Origin of the sequence: Larkinella humicola (assembly GCF_008727875.1) — a bacterium.
Lineage (GTDB): Bacteria > Bacteroidota > Bacteroidia > Cytophagales > Spirosomataceae > Larkinella > Larkinella humicola.
The window spans coordinates 645,787-667,355 of record NZ_VTWS01000005.1 but is presented as its reverse complement, the minus strand read 5'-3'; the positions used below and the strand labels follow the sequence as shown (position 1 = coordinate 667,355).

Here is a 21,569-nt window from a genome sequence, read left to right as displayed (position 1 = left end):
CTATTGATCTCTGATCGGAAGATCAGGGTGGAATACGGTGTAGCATGGCTAAAACGAGATTTACAGCTTTTCTTCCGCGAAATGGCAGAACGGAAAAGCCAGATCGGCCAGCCGCAAAACGGCTGAACACTGCTCGAAAACTTGGAAAAAAGAGGAACTCCCCGGCCCTCGATCAGGCCGCGTCAACGATCTAGCCCAGGGCTGGGGCTAGCGAAAAATCGTCGTCAGGGGGGAGTAAGTTGCAGCATATTTTGAATGTGACCCGCTTTCTTTGGGCCGGTCAGCGTATACAAAGATTAAAAAGAAATTAAAAAAAGCAAGACGATGTATTAAAAACAGATTCAATGGCCCGCTTCATTTTTCTTCTTACTATTGCAGTTGATCAATTGAAAAACCGATGAAAGCAACGCTGCTGAAACACTTCCAGGAATTTTTTACATCGGGTTCAACAGGCGGTATTCTTCTGTTTCTCTGTGTGATGATCTCGCTCGGTGTTGCCAATTCGCCGTTGGGCACGCCTTTTGAAAGCCTGCTGGCCGCCCGTCTGGGAACAGATTGGGCCGGTCTGGATTTACAATACTCTGTTCTGATCTGGATCAACGATGGCCTGATGGCCATCTTTTTTCTGATGGTGGGCCTGGAGATCAAAAGGGAGTTGATCGAGGGGGAACTGTCGTCCATCCAAAAAGCGGCTTTACCCATTTTTGCGGCCATCGGTGGCGTGGTTGCTCCGGCGTTGATTTACAGTGTGCTGAACCGCGGAACCGAAACCGCCGTGGGCTGGGGGATTCCGATGGCAACGGACATTGCGTTTGCCCTAGCCCTGATCACCTTGTTGGGAAAACGGGTTCCGGCGTCGCTGAAAATCTTTCTGACTGCTCTGGCTATTGTGGATGATCTGGTCGCCATCGTGGTGATTGCCATTTTCTACAGCACGGATCTGCATGTCAATTACCTGGCGTATGCAGGGGGCGTTTTTCTGGTATTGATTATTTTCAATCGGATGGGCGTAACGAATCTGGCCTTTTACCTGATTCCCGGCCTGTTCATCTGGTATTTTATCCACCATTCGGGCATCCACGCCACCATTGCCGGGGTGCTTACGGCCTTTACGCTTCCCACGACGCCCGACGACACCGAGTCGGCACTGGAAAAACTGGAACACAGGCTGATCAAACCGGTCAATTTTGCCATCATGCCGCTGTTTGCGCTCGCCAATACCAACATCCGGTTTGAATCCGGTATGCTGCAAGGCTTGTCGACCCCGCTGGGGCTGGGCATTCTGGTGGGGCTGGTGGTTGGAAAACCGCTGGGCATTACGCTGCTTTCCTGGTGCTCGGTAAAAGCGGGTTTGTGCACCTTGCCGGACGGTGCCCGCTGGCCCCATATTATCGGATTAGGCCTGTTGGGCGGCATCGGCTTTACCATGTCCATTTTTATCGCACTTCTTTCGTTTGCCGATCAGCCGGTTTTTGCCGCCGGAGCCAAGTTTACCATTCTCATTGGATCGGTTTTGGCCGGCGGTTTTGGCTATCTCGTTTTGAGGGCCGTCGCCCGGAAAGACGATTTGTTAATCGCTGAAGAGTAAGTTCACGAATACGACAACGGCTCCATGAACGAATCACCGGTACGGGATCTCATTATTATCGGAGGGGGGCAATCCGCTCTGGCAACGGCCTACCATCTGCAACGCAGTTCCCTCGATTTGATCCTGCTGGATGAGCAATCGGCCCCCGGTGGGGCGTGGCTGCACGGCTGGGAGTCGCTGCGACTTTTTTCGCCGGCAGATGCCAGTTCCCTGCCCGGCTGGCTGATGCCCCGTACCGCGTCGCTCTATCCGTCGCGGCTGGAGGTCATCGAGTACCTTACGCAGTATGAGAAACGGTATTCGTTTCCCGTTCACCGCCCGGTTCAGGTACAATCCGTGGAGCGTGCCGATTCGTTGTTTCGGATCACGACCAACCGGGGCGATTACCGCGCCCGGGCACTGGTGTGTGCCACCGGAAGCTGGAGCAATCCGTACATGCCTGCGTATCCCGGAAGCGAAAATTTTCAAGGCCGGCAACTCCATTCGGCACACTATCGCTCCCCCGAAGAATTTGCCGGAAAACGGGTGCTGGTGGTGGGCGGAGGCAACTCGGCGGCCCAGATTCTGGCAGAAGTGTCGAAGGTGGCGAATGCGACCTGGGTTACGTTGACCGAACCCACTTTTTTGCCGGACGAAGTCGATGGACGGTATTTGTTTCAGGCAGCCACCCAGCGGTTTCAGGCGGGGGACACCAAAACCGGAGGCAGTCTGGCCGACATCGTCATGGTCGCACCCGTGAAAGAGGCCCGCAGCCGGGGCGTTCTGCATTCCGTTCGACCCTTTATCGCCCTCACCCCAACCGGAGTAATCTGGTTCGATGGAAGAACCGAAGCGGTCGATGCGGTGATCTGGTGTACCGGTTTCCGGCCCGCCCTCGCGTTTTTAGAACCGCTTGACGTGCTTAAGCCGGATGGAAAGGTCGAGGTGGCCGGAACGCACTCGGTTCAGCAGCCGGGTTTGTGGCTGGTGGGCTACGGCAGTTGGACCGGTTTTGCTTCGGCAACCCTCATCGGCGTCAATCGGTCCGCCCGCCAGACGGCGCAGGAAGTCATCGGTTTTTTGCAAAAAGATCCGTCTCCTTAACGAAAAAACCGGAGTTGAGCCCCGGTTTTTTCGTAGAAATCCGTGATTACACCGTCGCCATTTCCTTGCGTTCGCCGATTTGCTGCCGCCACATGGCGTAATACAGTCCTTTCTGCAGCAACAAATCCGCATGACGCCCCTGCTCGGCGACGTGGCCTTTTTCCAACACAAAAATCCGGTCGGCGTGCAGAATCGTGCTCAGGCGGTGGGCAATCAGAATCGTGATGTGCTGCCGCGAACCCGAAAGCTGGCGGACGGTTTTGCCGATTTCCTCCTCCGTCAGCGAATCGAGGGCCGACGTGGCCTCGTCGAACACCAGCAGGGTCGGACGGCGCAGCAACGCGCGGGCGATGCTCAACCGCTGTTTTTCACCCCCGGAAACTTTCACCCCGCCTTCACCAATCACGGTATCGAGCCCTTGTGGAGCGCGACTCAGCAGGGTGTCGGCGGCCGCCTGGTGGAGTGCCGTGAGGCATTCGGCGTCTGTGGCATTGGGCGCAACGAACCGCAGGTTTTCGCGAATGGTCCCCGCAAAAAGCTGCGTATCCTGCGTCACAAAGCCGATTTGTTCGCGCAATTCGTCCAGATCGACTTCCGAACTGGGGATGTCGTTGTACAGAATCCGGCCTACCAGCGGGGGATACAGACCCACCAGCAGCTTGACCAACGTCGTCTTCCCGGAACCGGACGGCCCGACAAACGCGATGGTTTCGCCCAGTTTGACGTCGAATGAAATCCCGTCGAGGGCCGGGTTATCGGCAGATAAGTGTTTGAAACGGACGTCCTCGAACGCCAGGGTCTGAATCTTTTTAATGGGGATCGGATGGGCCGGTTTGACATCGCGGGGCGTGTCGAGAATCTGCTGGAAATTCGCCAGCGAGGCTTCCGTTTCCCGGTAAATGTTGATGATGTTGCCCAGTTCCTGCAAGGGGCCGAAAATGGCGAAGGAGTAAATGAAGAGCGAGAAAAATTCGCCCACCGTAATGCGTCCCTGCACCACCAGAAACAGCATCATCAGCATGATCGCATTCCGCAGTAAGTTGACAAACGTGCCCTGCACGAACGATAGCGAACGCACGTAACGGACTTTTTTGAGTTCGAGCCGCAGGATTTTTTCGGTAGTCGCATTCAGCCGTTCGGTTTCCTGCTGGGCCAGCCCGAGGCTTTTCACGAGTTCGATGTTGCGCAGGCTTTCGGTGGTCGAACCGGCCAGCGCGGTGGTTTCGGCCACGATGTTCTTTTGAACAACCTTGATTTTTTTGCTGAGCAGCGAACTGACAAATCCGAGCAGCGGAATGGTCAGAAAATAGGCGGGCGCAATGGGCCAGTATACCGTGCTGGCGTACCACATGACGAAAATAATCCCGACTACCGATGTGAACAATACGTTGACAAATGACTGGATGAGTTTTTCCACATCCGTCCGCACTTTCTGGAGTTTGCCCAGTGTTTCGCCCGAACGCTGGTCTTCAAAAACCTGATAGGGGAGGTCGAGTGAGTGGCGCAACCCGTCGGAATACAGCCGGGCGCCGAGTCGCTGCGTGATGACGTTGACGTAATAATCCTGGAAGTTTTTGGCGATGCGGCTCACCATCGCAACACCCAGTGCCTGCAAAATCAGCAGCCCGGCACCGTCGCTCAGGAAGCTCACAAAATCCAGTCGCTGGATGGCCGAACCCGGTTTGACGACGTACTGATCGATGATTTTTCGGAAGATGTACGGATCGAGCAGCGAAAAAATCTGGTTGATTGCGGCCAATAGCAAGGCCAGAATGAGGAGTGGCCAGAAACCGCGTAAGTAGCTGTACAGTAATTTCATAAAGTAAAAGAAGAGGTTTGGTTTCGACCGGGCTGCGTACGGTTTTCAAAACAGGACAACCCGTGGCGGGTCACTGCATCGTCCGCAAGCGGTTTTCCCGCTGAAACTCCTTGATGAGTTTTGTGTTCCCGGCCAGCCAGATAACATCGCCCGGGAGGAAAAAGGTCGTTGAATCCGGATTTAAAATGCGTGTTCCTTTGCGTTCGATACCCACAATGAGCCCCTGGGTTTTTTCCCGAATTCCGGAATTTCGAATACTCTGGTCGATGTACGGAAACGACTCATCGACGGCAATTTTCTGGAGTGATATTTCCTGCGCCGTCGTGGTCTGAACCTTCTCTTTTTTAGCCGGTTCGATCAGGCTGATAAAATGTTCCAGTTGCTTGTCGGTGCCAATTACGGCAATTTTATCGCCCGGAAACAGCCGTTCGTTGCGGCCCGGCACCAGCATGGTCACGCTGCCGCGTGCAATGGAAATGACGTTGACGCCGTATTTTTCGCGAAGCGCCAGCTCAGCGAGCGTAGACCCGACACCCGGCGATTCGGCATTGACTTCGAAATAGGAAAGGTGGGCGTCCCACGGCAACAGATTCCGCCCCATGCGGTTTTCCTGGTAAATCTGGCGGGAATTGAGGTTGACCAGAAACCGCTTTTCGATCAGTTCATAAATCAGGGGAAGCCGCTTGCCCAGCACAAGCCAGCCGCCGGTCAGCACGACGACGACGAAAAGCAGCAGGCTAACGGAGAAAAACTGTTGCAGCAACAGCAGCACCAGCCCCAAACCGATGACGCCACGGGCAATCGCCAGTGTCACCAGCGGCCCCCGATACGCGCGTCGTTCGGTCCAGAGCCGGGTATAAACCGGTCGGTTGATTCGTTTCAGCACCAGCGCCCACAGGAACGGAGCCATCAGCAGAATGGACAGAAAACCGGTCAGGATATCGGCTCCCGGACTGCTGATGATTTCTGCCGAAACAAGGGGCATCAGCCAGCGGGATGCCAACAGAATGATGCCCAGAATGACGGCGGTGTTGACAATGATGATCTGAATGTGTTCGCGAAGGAGTTGATACCAGTCACTGACGCTGCCGATGGTTTGCGCTCCGGAGCTGTAGGCCGTCAGGAAGAGTTTGGTTCGCGGGCTCAGTTTGCTTTCCACCCAGGTACAGAGCGGGCCGGAAGCCTTGATCATGTAGGGTGTGGTGAAGGCCGTCAGGGCGGAAACGGCAACGGCAATGGGATACAGAAAACCGCTGGTGACTTTCAGATTGAGGCCCAGTGTGGCGATGATGAACGAAAACTCCCCGATCTGCGCCAGACTCATCCCGGTCTGGATCGACTGTTTCAGCGGCTGGCCCACCACGAGCGCACCGAGGGTAACAAAAATGGATTTGCCGAGAATAACGACAAGGGTAACGATTGCAATCGGTCCGGCGTATTCGACCAGAAGGGCCGGGTCGATCAACATGCCGACCGAGACAAAAAATACCGCCCCAAACAGATCCTTGATGGAGGTCAGCAGGTGTTCGATGCGTTCGGCGTAAATGGTTCCGGCCAGAATCGAACCCATGATGAAAGCACCCAAAGCGGGCGAAAAACCGACGCTCGTTGCGAAAACCACCATGAGCAGACACAGCGCCAGCGAGATGATCAGCAGGGTTTCGTCGGTGATGAATTTTCGGCCGCTTCGTAACAGGGAGGGAACGAGAAAGATACCGCCCAGAAACCAGATGACCAGAAAGAACGCCAGTTTCATGATGGCGACCAGCATTTCGGCACTGAAAAACTGCTTGCTGACGGCCAGCGTAGAAAGCAGCACGAGCAGCAAAACCGCTACGATGTCTTCGATGACCAGAATCCCGAAAACAATACCGGCAAACTGCTGGGTTTTGATGCCCAGTTCGTCGAACGCCCGGATGATGATGGTGGTGGAAGAAATGCAGACAATGCCGCCCAGAAAAATGCTGTCCATCGTCGACCAGCCCAGGCACATGCCGGTGAGGTAACCCAGAAGAACCATCGCCGAAATTTCGATGACGCCCGTCATGGAAGCCGTGCCGCCGACCTTGACGAGCTTTTTGATGTTAAATTCAAGCCCGAGGCTGAACAGCAGTACAATGACGCCAATGTCGGCCCAGATGCGAATGGTGGCCGGGTCGGAAATGGTCGGGAATAATGAAAACTTTGGCCCTACGAGCACTCCGGCCAGAATATAACCCAGAACGAGGGGTTGTTTAAGCCATTTGAAAAGAAGCGTCGTTACGGCTGCGGTTCCCAAAATGATCGCCAGATCAATGATCAGGTTTGGTAAATGAGCCATATCTGGAAAAAACCGTATTTTTATCGACCTACCCTTGAAACGGCAGAAGGATAAAACGAATAAAATTGCTATTCTTACAATAATACGACCTTTTTAGCCCGAATCGGATGAATCAATTGCTTAACCGTAGAAAATTTCTGGGTGTGACAGCCACTACGGGACTCTCGCTCAGCCTGCCGCACACCCTTTTTTCGATGCCCGAACCGACTCCGTCGGCAGAGGGAAAACGGGTGGGTATCATCGGTCTGGACACCTCGCACAGCACCGCTTTCACCAAAGAACTCAACAGCCCGACCGCCGGTCCTGAACTGGACGGCTACCGCGTCGTGGCGGCTTATCCGAAGGGCAGCAATGACATCGAATCGAGCGTCAGCCGGGTGGCAGGCTATACGGAAGAAGTGAAAAAACTGGGCGTTGAAATCGTCGGTTCCATTGACGAACTGCTCCGCAAAGTGGATGTGGTGTTGCTGGAAACCAACGACGGCCGGTTGCATCTGGAGCAGGCGCTGAAGGTGTTCAAGGCCGGGAAGCGGGTGTTTATCGACAAACCGATTGCGGCTTCGCTGGCCGATACAAAAGCTATTTTTGAAGCCGCTAAAAAGGCCAACGTGCCGGTTTTTTCGGCCTCATCGCTCCGCTATATGACCAGCGCGCAGGACATCGCGCAGGGAAAAACCGTCGGGAAAGTGCTGGGGGCTGACACCTACAGTCCGTCGCCCATCGAGAAAACCCATCCGGATCTGTTCTGGTACGGCATCCACGGCGTCGAAACGCTTTTCACGGTGATGGGGCCGGGTTGCAAGCAGGTGAGCCGGACGCACACGAAGGATATGGACGTAGTGGTTGGTGTCTGGAATGATGATCGGATCGGGACTTTCCGGGGAATCCGTTCCGGAAAAACCGGGTATGGCGGCACGGCGTACGGCGAAAAAGGCATCGCACCCATCGGTCCCTACGAAGGCTATAAAGCCCTGCTGGTACAAATCGTAACCTTTTTCAATACCGGAAAACCGCCGGTCAGTGCCGCCGAAACGCTGGAAATTTTTGCCTTTATGGAAGCCGCCGAAGAAAGCAAACGGCAGGGCGGAGCCACCGTGACGCTGGAAAGCGTGCTGCGAAAAGTGTAAAGACGGTTCTTTAGATCGTAGTTCAAAACCGGATCAAAACAAAAATACCCCGGAGGGGTGGAATGTTAATAGATACACGAAGTTAGCGTCAAGTCCAAGCTCCGGAGGAGTGTCCTCAAAGCACCATCAGGGCGCTCCTCCGGAGCTTAAAAGATAAGTTTAGCTGATTGGGCTATTAACATTTTACCCCTCTGGGGTATGTTTCACAACCTATAACCCTTCAATCCATGCAATCATCGAATAAAACCCGTCGGGCGTTTATCAAAAAAACCGTGTCGGGCACAGCCGCGTTGTCGCTGGGCGGTATTCTGCCCGGTTTTAGTGCCAAAAGTTACGCCAATATTCTGGGGGCCAACGAGCGAATCAAGGTGGCCGTGATGGGCGTCAACTCGCGGGGGCTGGCGCTGGCGAGCAACTTTGCGCTTCAGAAAAACTGCGAGGTTTTGTACATCTGCGATGTCGATTCCCGGGCTGCTGATAAAGCCATTGCGACGGTGGAAGACCTGCAAAAAAGCCGCCCGAAAGCCGCTCCCGATTTTCGCAAAGCTTTGGAAGACAAGGATCTGGAAGCCCTGGTGGTGGCTGCGCCCGACCATTGGCATGCGCCGGCGGCTATTTTGGGCTGCAAAGCTGGCAAGCATGTGTACCTCGAAAAACCGTGTAGTCACAATCCGCATGAGGGAGAACTGCTGCTGGCCGTAACTGAAAAATACAAAAAGGTCGTGCAGATGGGCAACCAGCGCCGGTCGTGGCCGAACGTGGCCAAGGCGATTCAGGAAGTGAAGGGCGGCATCATCGGTCGTCCGTATTTTGCGAAAGGGTGGTATACCAACAACCGGGCGTCGATTGGTGTCGGGAAAGAAGCCCCCGTTCCGTCGTGGCTGAACTACGATTTGTGGCAGGGTCCGGCTCCGCGCCGACCGTTCAAAGACAATCTGTTGCATTACAACTGGCACTGGTTCTGGCATTGGGGAACGGGCGAAGCGCTCAACAACGGCACCCACATGATCGACCTGATGCGCTGGGGCCTGGGCGTCGAATACCCGACGCGGGTTTCCTCCGCGGGTGGGCGGTATCGCTACAAGGATGATTGGGAAACGCCCGATACGCAGGTTATTACGCTGGAATTTGACAACAACACCAGCATCGTTTGGGAAGGTCGCAGTTGCAACGGCCGCACGGTCGAAGACAACAGCGTGGGCGTCGAATTTTACGGCGAAACCGGTTCGGTTGTCATCGAAAGCGGGAATACCTACAAGGTGTATGACTTGCAGAGCAAACTGGTCAAGGATGTCAAAAACGATTTTGTCATCGATGCCCGCGACCGCATGAACCCGTCGCAGGCGCTGGATGCGATTCACATTCAGAACTTCTTCGACGGTATTCGGAAAGGCACGGCTCTGGCTGCCGAAATTAAAGGCGGGCACCAGAGTACGCTGCTTTGCCAGTTGGGCAACATCGCCCTCCGGTCCGGCGAAACGCTGAACATCGACCCCAGCAACGGCCACATCAAGAACAAAGGCCTGATGAAAAAATACTGGCAGCGGGACTACCAATCCGGCTGGGAACCAACGGTTTAACCACTGTTATTTACTCATTTACTCAATCGCCCATTCACTCATTGAATTAGATGAAAGCAACTCTGGCGGCTGTCGAGGTCAGTTCGTTAAGCAAGCGGGACACGCTCATTTCGATCCTGATCATCGGCCTGTTATTTTTCATATTTGGTTTTGTGACCTGGGTCAATGCGATCCTGATTCCGTATTTCAAAATCGCCTGCGAACTCACCAATTTTCAGTCGTATCTGGTCACGTTTGCGTTTTACATCTCGTATTTCGTCATGTCGGTGCCGTCGTCGTATCTGCTGAAAGCCACCGGTTTCAAGAAAGGCATGATGATCGGTTTCTGGATTATGGCGGTGGGGGCGTTCATTTTCGTACCGGCCGCTCTGACCCGAACCTACGGGATTTTTCTGCTGGGACTGTTCATGATCGGCGTCGGACTGGCGGTTTTGCAGACGGCGGCCAACCCGTTCATCACCATTCTGGGGCCGCAGGAACGGGCCGCCCAGCGAATCAGCATCATGGGCATTTGCAACAAAGGGGCTGGGGTGCTGGCCCCGATTCTGTTTGCCGCCGTGATTCTGAGGGCGACCGACACCGATCTGTTTGCGCAACTGCCAACGATGTCGGCCGTGGAGCGGAGTGCGGCCCTGGATGAGCTGGTTCGGCGGGTGATCGTGCCGTATTCGCTGATGGGCGTGGTACTGATCGGCCTGGGGTTGCTGGTGCGGTTTTCGCCTTTGCCGGAAATCGATACGGAGCAGGAAACCTCCGAAGTGGCGGCTGCCAATTCCGGAAAAACCTCAATTTTCCAGTTTCCGCACCTGATTCTGGGTGCCGTGGCTATTTTTCTGCACGTGGGCAGTCAGGTCATTGCCATCGATACGGTGATCGGCTACGCCAATTCCATGGGAATCAGCCTGCTGGAAGCCAAGACGTTTCCGGCGTATACCTTAACGGCGACGATCTGCGGGTATATTCTCGGCATTTCGCTGATTCCGAAAACCATCAGCCAGGTAACCGCTTTCCGGTTTTGCACGTTGTTGGGCGCGGTTTTGACGTTGCTGATCATCTACACGAGCGGGCCGGTTTCGATCTTGGGTCATCAGGCCGACCGCTCGATCTGGTTTGTGGTGTTGCTGGGGCTGGCCAATTCGCTGGTTTGGGCGGGCATCTGGCCGCTGGCACTCGACGGTCTGGGGCGGTTTACCAAACTGGGCGCGGCCATCCTGATCATGGGACTCTGCGGGAACGCCATTATGCCCCTTTTCTACGGGTATTTTGCGGATTTGTACGGGGTCAAACTCGCGTATTGGGTGTTGTTTCCGTGTTATTTGTATCTGGTGTACTATGCGTTTTGGGGGCATCGGGTGCGGAGGTGGGTAGGGTGAGTTGACCACTCACTCTGAGCCGACTATCCCTGACGCCCCATCAGAAAACGTTGGCAACCTCGCCGAAACCTGAAGACTGGAAAACGACGCTTCAGGGATTGCTTTTTCCGGTTGAACCGAACCGGCGTTTCAGCGTGGTGGTTGGGTGGTGATCTTTGTTACCAAACAACAAATATCAATTACCATGAACATTACCTACCCCCACACGATTGAGAACGGCCACGGCGAAAAATTGGTCTTTCTGGGCGTGACCCAGGAGCCGGACGGTGACCGGGTCGTCGGAGAAAACTTTGTGACACCCGGCAGTGGCCCGCCCATGCACGTTCACTGGCTGCAGGATGAGGGTTTTACGGTGGTTAAAGGCAAAATTGGCTACCAGATTCAGGGGCAAAAAGAGCAGTATGCCGGTGAGGGAGAGTCCATTGTGTTTAAACGCGGTGAACCCCACCGGTTCTGGAATGCAGGGACCGAAACGCTCCAGTGCCAGGCCTGGATCAAGCCGGCTAATACCATTGTGTTCTTTCTCTCGGCCATCTTTGCGGCCCAGGCCAAATCGGGCAGGACCCAGCCGGAAGCCTTCGACGCAGCCTACCTGCTGACCCGGTACGCCAGCGAATACGACATGCTGGAAATTCCCACATTCGTCAGAAAAGTAATGATTCCCATTACCTATGCCCTCGGAAAGCTGCTAAATAAGTACGAACATTTCAACGATGCCCCCGAAGCCGTGAAACTGCGTTAATCCAACGCGTTTGACGCCAGAACGAACGACAAATCCGGTCCATCTTTTAGGCCCGAAAGTTTATTTCACCGTCTATCGTTACTTTTTTCATATTCACCGTCTTACTACAGGATAGGTGATCATTCTTTCGCCTGGAGAGTGGGCATACTTTGTTAGAGTTAGTACGGTTCCGGTCGGGGTTCTTGACGCCGACCGGACTTTATTTTTCCGGTTTATACGAAAATACTACCCCGGGAAATGAAAAAATACCGGAGCCACACCCTCATTTTTTGTTTTTACTGACAACCTTCCGGAAACATTCCTTGTCGATACAGGTAGAGTAGATGGAGAACCTGGAAAACGAATTTCACATGACAGCACGACTGGAACGACTTGAAAAAGGGGTAATGGAGCAACTGGCGTCTAATCTGATGAATGTATCAAACCGAAACCCGACAGAGGTGAACCAGATGATTCAGCGAATCGCTGACATTGTACAGAACGCTACAGGGGTTCGGCTAACGTGGGAACTTCCCTCTTCTGACAAACCCACACAACAGGAACAACTGGATCAATTGGCTGCCCTCTATCTGGGTGCCTGATCGACCCCTTCCAGTCAGGAAAGTGTTGAAAGTACGGGCCGATGCCGTTCTGCAAGCAGATTGAGCGATCGAAATCGCCTTGTGATTTCGGGCTACAGTTTATCGTTCCAGGCTTCCATCCGGGTCAGAATTGCTTCGGTTGAGCCGCTAAACTCGATGATGTTTCTGTCTGGAAACTGCTTGTAAATCGCTCGGTATACCCGACAGAATTCGATGGGATTTTGGGTGATTAACCCGGCCAGGACGTCTTTACCCCGGTATTCCTCAATCACTTTCGCCATCCGATACCCCATAAAATAACTGGTTTCATCGAAGGCAACCGTAAAACCAATGTTGTAAAGCTCGCTGAGATTGGCGGTGGAGTCGTGAAAAGCGGAAAATAACAGGCTCTCGAAGAGTGCAAAATTCTGCCGTGAACGCTGCCCGTTGCGGTCATACTGTTCCTGCTGCTCTTTTGAGAAACCGCCCGGCTGTTTGATTTTTGTAAAATCACCGACCAGACTGGCGGAGCCTTCGGCCCACAGATTGGCCAGGAGCGTATAGGTATTGTCAATATTTTTCGGCGGATTTGCTGCGGTTTTTCCGTTCGTGCGATGGTGTTCGCCCACCTGTTGAATGGTATGATAAAGTTCATGGGCAACCAGATAAACCAGTCCTTCATAATCATCGCCAATTTTCTGCAAAGCTACATTGAAGGTGTCGTCGCCCCCAAAGGTGAAGCCCAGTGCTCCCCCGCCGACCAGGAAACAGGCCCGGGCTTTTACGGGCAGCGTAGCCGGTGAATACGGCGAAATGAGGGCTTTTACGTCCTCAATAAACGATGCCTTCGTTTCCAGTTGACGAACTAACGCTCTGATTTCCGGAAGTTTGGCTTTGACGGCTTTCCACTCAAATGGGTCGTTGCCTTTCACGGTTCCCGTTTCGACGATCTCCCGCAAGGTTTGTTTAAAAGCGGCCTCGGTTCCTGTTTTGTTGTAACTGGTGACCTTTCGGATCAATTGCTGACTACCGTAAAGTTTCGCAATCCCGTCCAGTTCGGCATCGGTCGTTTTCGTTTTGGCCAGCAGATTCGTAACCGCCTGCGCACTCCCGAAATCGAGCTGAATGGCCATGTCGGGTTGTGGAGACGGTTTTTTACGTTCCTGACCAAAAGCCTTCGGATTGATCAGTAAAAGCAAAATACACGCGACTATTTTCATTCTGTAGAGAAAATTGGCCAGGCATCTAATGAAATGTTCTGGCTGGAATTAGCTATTTTAGAACCTGGTATGAAAATATAAAAATAGTATTTGCTACGAATGTATGGCTAACCGTACCCGTAAAGTTGTCGTTTCACTGGATACGTACCTGAGTATTCTGGCCGTCGTTTCCAGCTTCTGCGCCATCGGCATCACGTTTTACCAGGCGTATCTGCAACGAACGCAGCAATATGCCTCGGTGATGCCGATTCTGGACAGTTACAATACCTCCAAATTAGGAGATGGAAGTTCGGGCTATGCGATTATGATTGATAACAATGGACTAGGACCCGCTTTTATCGAGGAAGCGTCCTATTATTATGCCGGAAAAAAATACGATACGGTCTCTGATTTCGAAAACGCTATTCTGAAGCAGGCCGGCATTATCGATAGCACGAGCATGGTCAGCGATCTCTGGAAAGGCCTCGTGATCCCGCAGGGTGGAAAGGTTACTCTCATCGAGTTGCACAGCCGAACGGCAGAGCGGGCGATTCGTCAGAGTATGAGTGACGCCAGGATCTCCATTCTATACAAGTCCGTTTATGGTGAAAAATGGCGTCATACGTTTCCACCGGGCCGAAACCCGGAACAAAATGCGAAGGTTGATAACTAATACGGTTTTCTTCTGCCGATTTTACCCCACTTTCTTCACCACCCATTTGCCCACTTTCAGTCCCTGCGCCCGTCCCTGATCGATGGCATCCATGAAGTGAATACCGCCGTAAAACCGGGAAAGCCCGGCCTCCGTGGCTGCTTCGCGGAACGAATGGAACGTGCGGGCTTTCAGGCCATACGGCTCTTCGACGGTGTCGGTATACTCAAAATGATCGCCGAAATAATGCGTCAGAATCACTTCCGAAGCCGCCGATATGGTGGAATGTCCGCTCAGGTATTCGGGAAACGGGGGCGTTTGCAAAAACGGTTTCCAGTCGGGATCGATGAGCTTGCGGATGGCGGTTTCGGGTCGGACGCGGTTGCTGCGGTATTTTTCGTCCCAGCAACAGATAAAACCGTCCGTTAATCCGATGGCTACGGCCGTGTAGATCTTCAGCGATTCGGCGAAGCTCTTTTTCGCTTTGGTGCAGGCAATCCCGGTGATGCCCAGCCAGTGAGCGCCGGGGGAGATTTTTTTGAGACCCACCATCATGTGGCCGTTGTTTTCGAGCGCAAACGGATTGCAGTCCCAGAAAGCCGCAATCTGCCGGTGTTCTTCCGTCAGGCTGTTGCCACCTTCCTTCTGATTTTGCAGCAGCATCCGGTAAAAAGACGAGCTTTTATCGGTGGAATAAGCCGCTGGCGGAGCGGGTTTGAACTGGGCCGCCGAGTCCAGCGTGAACGGGCGGACGGTGTTGAAATACGGTTCGACCGGGGCAAAATACCCCGGCGGGGTCGGATACCAGCTTCCGGCCTTTTCGGAGGGCGTATACCGCGGGTAGTTGCTGATCCGGTTATACTGGTCGGCTTTGGCGTATTTCAGCATCTGTTTGCTCACCTCCAGCGCATAGGTTGCCGACTGCTCGATCACTTCGTCGGAAAACCCCACGGTTCGGCACGAATCCAGCAACTGCTTTTCCAGCTTTTCCAGCCGCTTGCCCGAAGGCTGCATTTTCTGGGCGGTTTTGAGCATCGCCAGCACCGCGCTGAGGTGTGTGGAGTGTCCGCTGACGTTCGGCTTTTCCATCGCCGGGTAACCGTTCAGAACGCCTTGCATGCTCCGGTAAGCCTTGTCGTTCTGGGCAACCACTTCGTAGCCAGCCAGACAGGCGTAAGTGAAAAACCGGGCGGCCAGGGGGGGATTGGTTACGTCATGGATCATGACCTCGGTCATCTCGGCAATGACGCCGGTGATCTCCCGGTTGCCCAATTCCGGTGTTTTTTCAGTCTGGCAACTGCTTATTAGGGCTATAACGAAAAGAGAGAGGAAGATTTTTTTCATTGAAATTGAAAGGTTGTTACACAGAGTTGATCAGAGGAAATCAGAGAAAAACTTTGATAACCTCTGATCAACTCTGTGTAATAACTCATTTAAACCCATACGCTTTTACGCCAACCTGGTTAATCCCAATTAAAACCGTGTTTCCAACTGGCAGCACACTCCGGACATCGCCTTTCAGCAGAAAACCGGATTGGGGCTGCGGCACATACGAAAACTGGCCTTTCCCGTTGCCTTTCAGCAAAACACCGTAGTTGGCATCATACTTGCCGAACCGCAACCGCGCCCGGCTGATGTTGCCGCACAGAAGCAAGTCTTTTTTGCCGTCGTGATCGTAATCGAACGCCGTGAGTGCAAAAACCGGGGAAACCTGCACCTCCGCCGGTAACGCTTTTTCCTGCCATTTCCCCTGGGATGTACTTTCAAAATAGCTTGTTTTCAGGTGATTGGCTTCCAGTTTATTCGCGCCTTTCAGTTCGTCTTCCGTGAAAATATCCTTCATCGTCGCATCGGCGTAGCTTTTGTAATCCGGGAAGCGCGTTCGCATGATGCTGAGCTGATCCAGTAATTCGTCGCGGGTGACATAGGGATAGGTTTTGCCCTGGATGTAAAAACACAGAATCGGATCGACCGAACCGTTGTCGTCAAAGTCCTTGTAAAACAGTTCGGCGGGCTCTTTGTCGCTGGCTTTACACTGCGTGTTCAGGCCCTGATTGCCCACCACCAGATCCGGTTTGCCATCGCCATTCAGGTCATCAACCAGCAGTTTATTCCACCAGCCCCGGTATTCTTTGTCAAAATAGGTCTTGGTCTGATCCGTAAATTTGCCATCGTCGTTGCCGAAAACCGTCACCGGCATCCACTCGCCCACGACCACCAGTTCCGGTTTTTTATCACCGTTGAGGTCGGTCCAGGCGGCATCGGTCACCATGCCAATGCGCTGGAGATCGGGAGCCAGGCTCGCCGTCTGGTCGGTAAATTTCCCCTTGCCGTCGTTGATCAACAGAAAACTCGGGGGCGTTTCGGGATAGCGGCCCGGAATCACCCGCCCGCCCACGAACAGATCCGGTTTGCCATCGCCGTTGAGGTCGGCCACCCGAACGCAGCTTTTGCTGGTGCGCATGACGGGCAAAGCCGCCGGATTTTTAGTGAAATTCCCCTTGCCATCATTCATGTAAAGCCGATCCTGCAACAAGGCGTCGTCGGGCATGAAGTTCGCGTAACCACCGCTACACACGTACAAATCCTTCATCCCGTCGCCGTTGGCATCGAAGAAAACCGCGTCGGCGTCGTCGCTGGCTTTGTCGGTTTCCAGCGCGGGTTGGGCTTTCTGTAAAAACTGCTGGTTGGCTTGCTGGAGAAAAACCGCCCCGGCCTGCCCGCTGCTCCCGCCCACGAACACGTCTTCCAGACCATCGCCGTTGACGTCCGCTTTGGTCAGACACGGCCCCACAAACGACGCCGGATTGACCAGCAGTGGTTGCCGTTTAAAATCATTGACGGTATTTTTGGGGTGCTGATACGCCACCGGGGATTTCAGTTCCGTAAACACAGCCGGAGCAGAAGGCGTTGACCGCCGGGACGTTTTGGCATTCTTTTCCGAAACCGCCAGTACCTGATCGACCTTGACGTTGGTCAGCAGTTGTTGTTTGTCGCCCGGCCACACAATGCGCAGCGAGTCGATGGTAGATTCTTTTCCCAGTCCGAAGTGCAGAATGGGCGATACGCTCGACTGATAGCCGCGAGATGGCATCTGCTCCAGATACTGCTGCCGGCCGTTCCGATACAGGGTCACTTTGGTGCCCAGTCCAAACCGGTTTGCTCCGGCACCGTCCAATTTGACGTTCAGGTAGTGATTTTTGAGTTGGTTGCTGGCTTCGTTGCGGTAGATAAAAGCCGGTTTGTTGATGTTGTTGATGGCTAGATCCAGGTCGCCATCGTTGTCGAGATCGGCATACACCGCGCCGTTGCTGTTCGAAGGCAGGTTCATGCCCCACGCCCGGCTGACGTCGGTGAAGGTAAGGTCGCCGTTGTTTTTAAAGGCGTAATTAATCACATCGGAAGCCGGTATTTTATAGACGAGTTCCAGCAAATCCTGGCGCATGACCTTGCGGTTGAGCAGGAAATCACCCATGTATTTCAGGAAATCCTGGTTGGTATAATCGCGCAGATACCCGTTGGTAACGAACAGATCTTTCCAGCCGTCGTTGTCGTAGTCGGCCAGGAGGGGAGCCCAACTCCAGTCGGTGTTGGAAATCCCGGACAACTGCCCCACTTCGCTGAATTCGGGAATGCCCCCGGTTCCTTTTTTGCCATCCGTGCCGACGTTCAGTTGCAGCATGTTCCGCATGTGCTGGTAATAAAACCCCGAATTGACGGCCAGATCGAACTTTTCGTAATTGTCGGGCGACATCAGGAGTTTCTGCCGCCGGTTGTCTTCGGGCAGCATGTCGAGCGTCAGAATATCGGGCCGGGCGTCGTTGTTCATGTCGGCAACATCGTTTCCCATCGAGAAGTGGGAAATGTGGCCGATGCCGGTTTGCAACTGGTTTGTAAAGGTCCCGTTGCGGTTATTGAGGTACAGAAAATCAGGAACGTTGTAGTCGTTGGAAACGTACAGATCGGGCCAGCCATCGCCGTTGAGATCGGAGACGCCCAATCCCAGGCCATAGCTCAGCACCGAATTGAGCAGACCCGCCCGTTCGGTTACATCCTCGAAACGGGTGCCGGTATTCCGAAGCAGGCAAACCCCGATTTCCGGGCTTTTTTTCTTCATCAGCTCCGCCGTGGCATCCGGGTCGAGGATGGGCAGGAGCCGGGGGTTGTGGTTGAGCAGAAACAAATCCAGATCGCCATCGCGGTCGTAGTCGAAAAACGTCCCCTGGGTCGTCTGACCGGGTTTGTCCAGCCCCCATTGGGCGGTTTGATCGGAGAAACGGGGAACGCCCTGCGCGTCGGGGCCGTCGTTGATAAACAGTTGGGGCGTTCGTTTTTGGGGCGGCAGACTTCCCGAATAGGAGAGAAAGAGATCAAGCCGACCGTCGCCGTTGACATCGGCCATCGTCACGCCCGTTCGCCAGGGGCCTTCGCGCCCGGCTACGCCCGCAGTGGCGGTAATATCGGTAAATTTCAGATTGCCTTTGTTGAGATACAACTGGTTCGGAACCATGTTGCCGCTGAAATAGATATCTTCCAGGCCGTCGCCGTTGAGGTCACCAACGGCCACGCCACCACCGTTGTAAAAATATTCGTACATGAGCACGTTGGTATTTAGCCCCTCGTTCAGCGTATTGACAAATGAAATGCCGGTTTGCTCAGGAGCCAGCAGCGTAAAGAGCGGAGGGCCGCTGTTGGGTGCCGTCTGCTCGGTAGAAGCCGGTTTTTTCTGGCAACCCGTTGAGAACAAACCCATTGCAATGATGAGGCAACTCCAGAAAGCACGTAAAAAAAAACTCATAAATGAAAGAAGGAGTGAAAAGGCACGGAGAGCTAAGTTAGGGGAATTCACTGCAATAGTTCAGGAGTTTTTTCAAATCATCCTCCTGTTTAAAATTGATGGATTCTGTTTCCAGATAGGCCAGTACCTGTTGACGATGTTTAGCAAATACTTTTAATAGACTGGCTTTGTTGAGGGGATAAGAACGGTCATTTCGGTCAATAATAAAATAGTCACGGCCTTTTATCACCACCAAATCCCCTTTCCAGTCCAGTTTACTAACGGACGTGTTTCCGGAAGAATAGGACTGGTAGGTGGTTGTGGCGGCTGTGCCAGACGATTGATCGTACCCGCCCGCCTTCTCGTTTCTAGCCATTTTCAATCCCTGTTTTACCACTAGTTTCAGGGTTGTATGATCGGCAAGCACCTCCAGGTAACCTTTTTTGGGATCATACAGAAAGACCGTTTGCCGGGGAGCCCCTGCGGATGTGGGTTCACTGAGGTCGACCTGTCGGACAACAGGTTCGTTGGCCAGGGCCAGCGTGTCTCCGCTGGCATTGATGAACTGCATTTCGCCCAGCAGAATATTGTAGTTGAACCGAGCCGTGGCCATGGTTCCATTCCGGTAGATCACCTTCCCGGCGCAAAACTGATCATAGCGGTATCGAACCGGGACGGAGACGGCTTTTTCGCCCCCCGATCCGCCTTTAATCCGAATCACATCCGATGATTGCGCCTGGAGTGTACACGGCGTAACAAACCCGATTCCTACCGCAAACAGTATTGTTTTCATGGCTACCGAATGAAGTAACACCAAAAACTGGTGCCAACGCATGACGATACGTTGGCACCAGTTCCGTAAACAGGCAGAAGAGAACCTTAATAACCGGGGTTTTGTATCAATTGCTTATTCCGGTTAATCTCGTCCCGACTGATCGGCAGGAAGTAGATTTTATCAGCCCACTTCCGGTTTTCCTTACCGGTTCCCAAATCCTGAACGCTGTAGGAATACGTATAATTGTCTTTGCTGTACTTATACGTCGTCACAGTTTTACCGGGTTTCAGTTTACCGGTGATGACAATGATCTGGGCTTGTTTGCCCAATACCGTTGGGGCGATCATCCAGCGCCGAACGTCGTAGAACCGTTGATCTTCAAACAGCATTTCGATGTTCCGTTCGTTCTGATACCGGGCAACGAGGGCTGCTCCGGTTTCCGTAATGGCGGGCATCCCCACCCGGAACCGGACTTTGTTCAGCCAGGTTTTGGCTTCAGTTTCCTGACCTAGTGCCAGACAGGCTTCCACGTAGTTTAAGACCACTTCCGTAAACCGGATCTGGATGGAAGGGACTTCCTGACGGATGTTCTGATCGACAAGCGTTGGATCCGGGTCCATGAACTTCCGGATGGCATACCCTGTCCAGGTTCCGTTCCAGTTTTCGATGGAGCTGTTGCGGGTATCCAAACCGGAGTATTTGGTGGGAGCAGACGAGCTACCTACTTCATACTCACCCATCTGAATCTGTCCGGCCGGGTCAATACCGGCTCCGTCGGGCGTGCGGGGTTTCCATTGGGCTCCGTCATACAGGATAGACGCATAGAAACGCGGATCGCGGTTTTCATAAGGCGTTGCCGCGTGGGCGGGATTCTTCCAGTCGAACTTCGTGCCGTCCATCATTTCGTAGTTATCCACCAGATTCTGAGTGGGTTCACTCGATGTCCAGCCATGATAACCGTTCGGCATGTTGTTCCGTGGATACCACGAACCCCAATCATCGAACGAAGCGCGAATGTAGTATTTCAGGAAGATACCGTCGGCTTCACCACCGTTGCGCGACAGATACATGTTGATGTAGTTCTGTTGCCCTTCGGCCGCAGAAACCGGTGCAGTCAGGTTCAGTTTATAACCATACTGGTTCAGATCGATCACTGCTTTGGCGGCATCCCGGGCTTTCGTCCAGCGGGCAACCCGGTCACCACTGACGTATCCCAGCAGTTCGGGTTTGTTAAAACCGGCAAGTACCGTCGACTTGGCTTTAGCCGTTGGAACGTCATACAGGTCACTGGCAGCATACAACAACACGCGGGCTTTCAGGGCCATGGCGGCACCCATCGTGGCGCGGCCGCTGGTCAGGGTTTTTCCTTTCAGCAGGATCGCGGCCGAATCCAGGTCACTCACGATGGAGTTTACGCACTCTTCGTAGGTATTCCGGGCGATGGTAAAATCGGGGTTATCCAGCGTATAAGGCGACTTGATCAGTGGAATAGCACCGTAATAGCGAAGCAGTTGGTTGTAAAAATAGCCCCGCATGAAGTACATTTCACCCCGCATCCGGGCAGCAACCGTAGCATTGTCAAACTTGGGCTTGGCCAGGTTGGCCAGCGCAATGTTAGCCGCCCGAATCCGGGAGTACATCGCACTCCATTCCATCGTGTTTTTTACCGTTCCCAGGTTCGATGGACTCACGTTGGCTTCGTTGACATCCTGTTTCCCAAAACTGTAGAGGGCATTGTCGGTCTGACAATCGAAACTCATCTGGTCCAGAATCCCGTCCCGAATCCCGTTGTAGACGTCCGTCACAAACGCTTCGGAGAGGGCCTGATCTGCCCAGACCGCATCCCCCGATACTTTATCGAGGGGTTTGGTATCCAGAAAATCGCTATTGCAAGCTACCATCGTCATCCCTACGAGTAAACTGGACGACAGGCATTTTACGATATGGTTCATAAGAGAATGATTGAGCATTTAG

General features: G+C 53.5%; 15 protein-coding genes. 8 read left to right on the top strand and 7 right to left on the bottom strand.

Annotated features, from left to right (window positions below):
* Positions 1-397 precede the first annotated feature (397 nt).
* Together nhaA and F0P93_RS21420 are read left to right on the top strand one after the other, a co-directional pair.
* A complete protein-coding gene (nhaA, locus tag F0P93_RS21425; RefSeq protein ID WP_150879724.1) occupies positions 398-1,588 on the top strand; it encodes a Na+/H+ antiporter NhaA in 1,191 nt (396 codons plus the stop codon).
* A gap of 24 nt (positions 1,589-1,612) precedes the next feature.
* Positions 1,613-2,671, top strand: a complete 1,059-nt coding sequence (locus F0P93_RS21420; protein WP_150879722.1) for an ArsO family NAD(P)H-dependent flavin-containing monooxygenase — start codon at positions 1,613-1,615, stop codon at positions 2,669-2,671.
* A gap of 46 nt (positions 2,672-2,717) precedes the next feature.
* Here the strand turns inward: F0P93_RS21420 and F0P93_RS21415 are convergent, their stop codons facing one another.
* Entirely contained in the window at positions 2,718-4,490 is a 1,773-nt protein-coding gene (locus F0P93_RS21415; protein WP_150879721.1) for an ABC transporter ATP-binding protein, read from the bottom strand.
* A 70-nt stretch (positions 4,491-4,560) separates the two neighbouring features.
* The gene (locus tag F0P93_RS21410) at positions 4,561-6,810 is read right to left on the bottom strand and encodes a monovalent cation:proton antiporter family protein (protein WP_150879719.1); all 2,250 of its coding nucleotides are present in this window, start codon (positions 6,808-6,810) and stop codon (positions 4,561-4,563) included.
* A gap of 107 nt (positions 6,811-6,917) precedes the next feature.
* Here F0P93_RS21410 and F0P93_RS21405 point away from each other — a divergent pair, with 107 nt between their 5' ends.
* The 5 genes from F0P93_RS21405 (at position 6,918) to F0P93_RS21385 (ending at position 12,213) form a co-directional block, all read left to right on the top strand.
* A complete protein-coding gene (locus F0P93_RS21405) occupies positions 6,918-7,937 on the top strand; it encodes a Gfo/Idh/MocA family protein (RefSeq protein WP_150879717.1) in 1,020 nt (339 codons plus the stop codon).
* Between the two features lie 227 nt (positions 7,938-8,164).
* Positions 8,165-9,517, top strand: coding sequence for a Gfo/Idh/MocA family protein (locus F0P93_RS21400; RefSeq protein ID WP_150879715.1), 1,353 nt, complete (start codon positions 8,165-8,167; stop codon positions 9,515-9,517).
* Between the two features lie 50 nt (positions 9,518-9,567).
* Entirely contained in the window at positions 9,568-10,890 is a 1,323-nt protein-coding gene (locus F0P93_RS21395; RefSeq protein WP_150879713.1) for a sugar MFS transporter, read from the top strand.
* Positions 10,891-11,074: 184 nt separating this feature from the next.
* The gene (locus F0P93_RS21390; protein ID WP_150879711.1) at positions 11,075-11,632 is read left to right on the top strand and encodes a cupin domain-containing protein; all 558 of its coding nucleotides are present in this window, start codon (positions 11,075-11,077) and stop codon (positions 11,630-11,632) included.
* 350 nt (positions 11,633-11,982) lie between these two features.
* Positions 11,983-12,213, top strand: coding sequence for a hypothetical protein (locus tag F0P93_RS21385; protein ID WP_150879709.1), 231 nt, complete (start codon positions 11,983-11,985; stop codon positions 12,211-12,213).
* 92 nt (positions 12,214-12,305) lie between these two features.
* Here F0P93_RS21385 and F0P93_RS21380 read toward each other — a convergent pair whose 3' ends face one another.
* The gene (locus F0P93_RS21380) at positions 12,306-13,412 is read right to left on the bottom strand and encodes a DUF5700 domain-containing putative Zn-dependent protease (RefSeq protein ID WP_225309584.1); all 1,107 of its coding nucleotides are present in this window, start codon (positions 13,410-13,412) and stop codon (positions 12,306-12,308) included.
* Between the two features lie 103 nt (positions 13,413-13,515).
* On the opposite strand from F0P93_RS21380, the gene F0P93_RS21375 reads away from it, so the two are divergent.
* Positions 13,516-14,064 carry a hypothetical protein gene (locus tag F0P93_RS21375; RefSeq protein WP_150879707.1) on the top strand — a complete coding sequence of 183 codons (549 nt, stop codon included), beginning with the start codon at positions 13,516-13,518 and terminating at the stop codon, positions 14,062-14,064.
* A 21-nt stretch (positions 14,065-14,085) separates the two neighbouring features.
* Here F0P93_RS21375 and F0P93_RS21370 read toward each other — a convergent pair whose 3' ends face one another.
* From F0P93_RS21370 to F0P93_RS21355, 4 genes are all read right to left on the bottom strand, one after another.
* The gene (locus F0P93_RS21370) at positions 14,086-15,387 is read right to left on the bottom strand and encodes a vanadium-dependent haloperoxidase (protein WP_150879705.1); all 1,302 of its coding nucleotides are present in this window, start codon (positions 15,385-15,387) and stop codon (positions 14,086-14,088) included.
* 85 nt (positions 15,388-15,472) lie between these two features.
* Positions 15,473-18,841, bottom strand: coding sequence for a VCBS repeat-containing protein (locus tag F0P93_RS21365; protein WP_150879704.1), 3,369 nt, complete (start codon positions 18,839-18,841; stop codon positions 15,473-15,475).
* Positions 18,842-18,878: 37 nt separating this feature from the next.
* Positions 18,879-19,613: a hypothetical protein gene (locus tag F0P93_RS21360; protein WP_150879702.1), complete on the bottom strand. Its 735-nt coding sequence runs from the start codon at positions 19,611-19,613 to the stop codon at positions 18,879-18,881.
* Positions 19,614-19,699: 86 nt separating this feature from the next.
* Positions 19,700-21,547 (bottom strand): RagB/SusD family nutrient uptake outer membrane protein, encoded by a 1,848-nt coding sequence (locus F0P93_RS21355; protein ID WP_150879700.1) that lies wholly within the window; start codon positions 21,545-21,547, stop codon positions 19,700-19,702.
* Positions 21,548-21,569 lie beyond the last annotated feature (22 nt).

Coding starts and splice junctions, on each gene's coding strand:
- nhaA (WP_150879724.1), top strand. CDS start 398: ATGAAAGCAACGCTGCTGAAACACTTCCAGGAATTTTTTACATCGGGT.
- F0P93_RS21420 (WP_150879722.1), top strand. CDS start 1,613: ATGAACGAATCACCGGTACGGGATCTCATTATTATCGGAGGGGGGCAA.
- F0P93_RS21415 (WP_150879721.1), bottom strand. CDS start 4,490: ATGAAATTACTGTACAGCTACTTACGCGGTTTCTGGCCACTCCTCATT.
- F0P93_RS21410 (WP_150879719.1), bottom strand. CDS start 6,810: ATGGCTCATTTACCAAACCTGATCATTGATCTGGCGATCATTTTGGGA.
- F0P93_RS21405 (WP_150879717.1), top strand. CDS start 6,918: ATGAATCAATTGCTTAACCGTAGAAAATTTCTGGGTGTGACAGCCACT.
- F0P93_RS21400 (WP_150879715.1), top strand. CDS start 8,165: ATGCAATCATCGAATAAAACCCGTCGGGCGTTTATCAAAAAAACCGTG.
- F0P93_RS21395 (WP_150879713.1), top strand. CDS start 9,568: ATGAAAGCAACTCTGGCGGCTGTCGAGGTCAGTTCGTTAAGCAAGCGG.
- F0P93_RS21390 (WP_150879711.1), top strand. CDS start 11,075: ATGAACATTACCTACCCCCACACGATTGAGAACGGCCACGGCGAAAAA.
- F0P93_RS21385 (WP_150879709.1), top strand. CDS start 11,983: ATGACAGCACGACTGGAACGACTTGAAAAAGGGGTAATGGAGCAACTG.
- F0P93_RS21380 (WP_225309584.1), bottom strand. CDS start 13,412: ATGAAAATAGTCGCGTGTATTTTGCTTTTACTGATCAATCCGAAGGCT.
- F0P93_RS21375 (WP_150879707.1), top strand. CDS start 13,516: ATGGCTAACCGTACCCGTAAAGTTGTCGTTTCACTGGATACGTACCTG.
- F0P93_RS21370 (WP_150879705.1), bottom strand. CDS start 15,387: ATGAAAAAAATCTTCCTCTCTCTTTTCGTTATAGCCCTAATAAGCAGT.
- F0P93_RS21365 (WP_150879704.1), bottom strand. CDS start 18,841: ATGAGTTTTTTTTTACGTGCTTTCTGGAGTTGCCTCATCATTGCAATG.
- F0P93_RS21360 (WP_150879702.1), bottom strand. CDS start 19,613: ATGAAAACAATACTGTTTGCGGTAGGAATCGGGTTTGTTACGCCGTGT.
- F0P93_RS21355 (WP_150879700.1), bottom strand. CDS start 21,547: ATGAACCATATCGTAAAATGCCTGTCGTCCAGTTTACTCGTAGGGATG.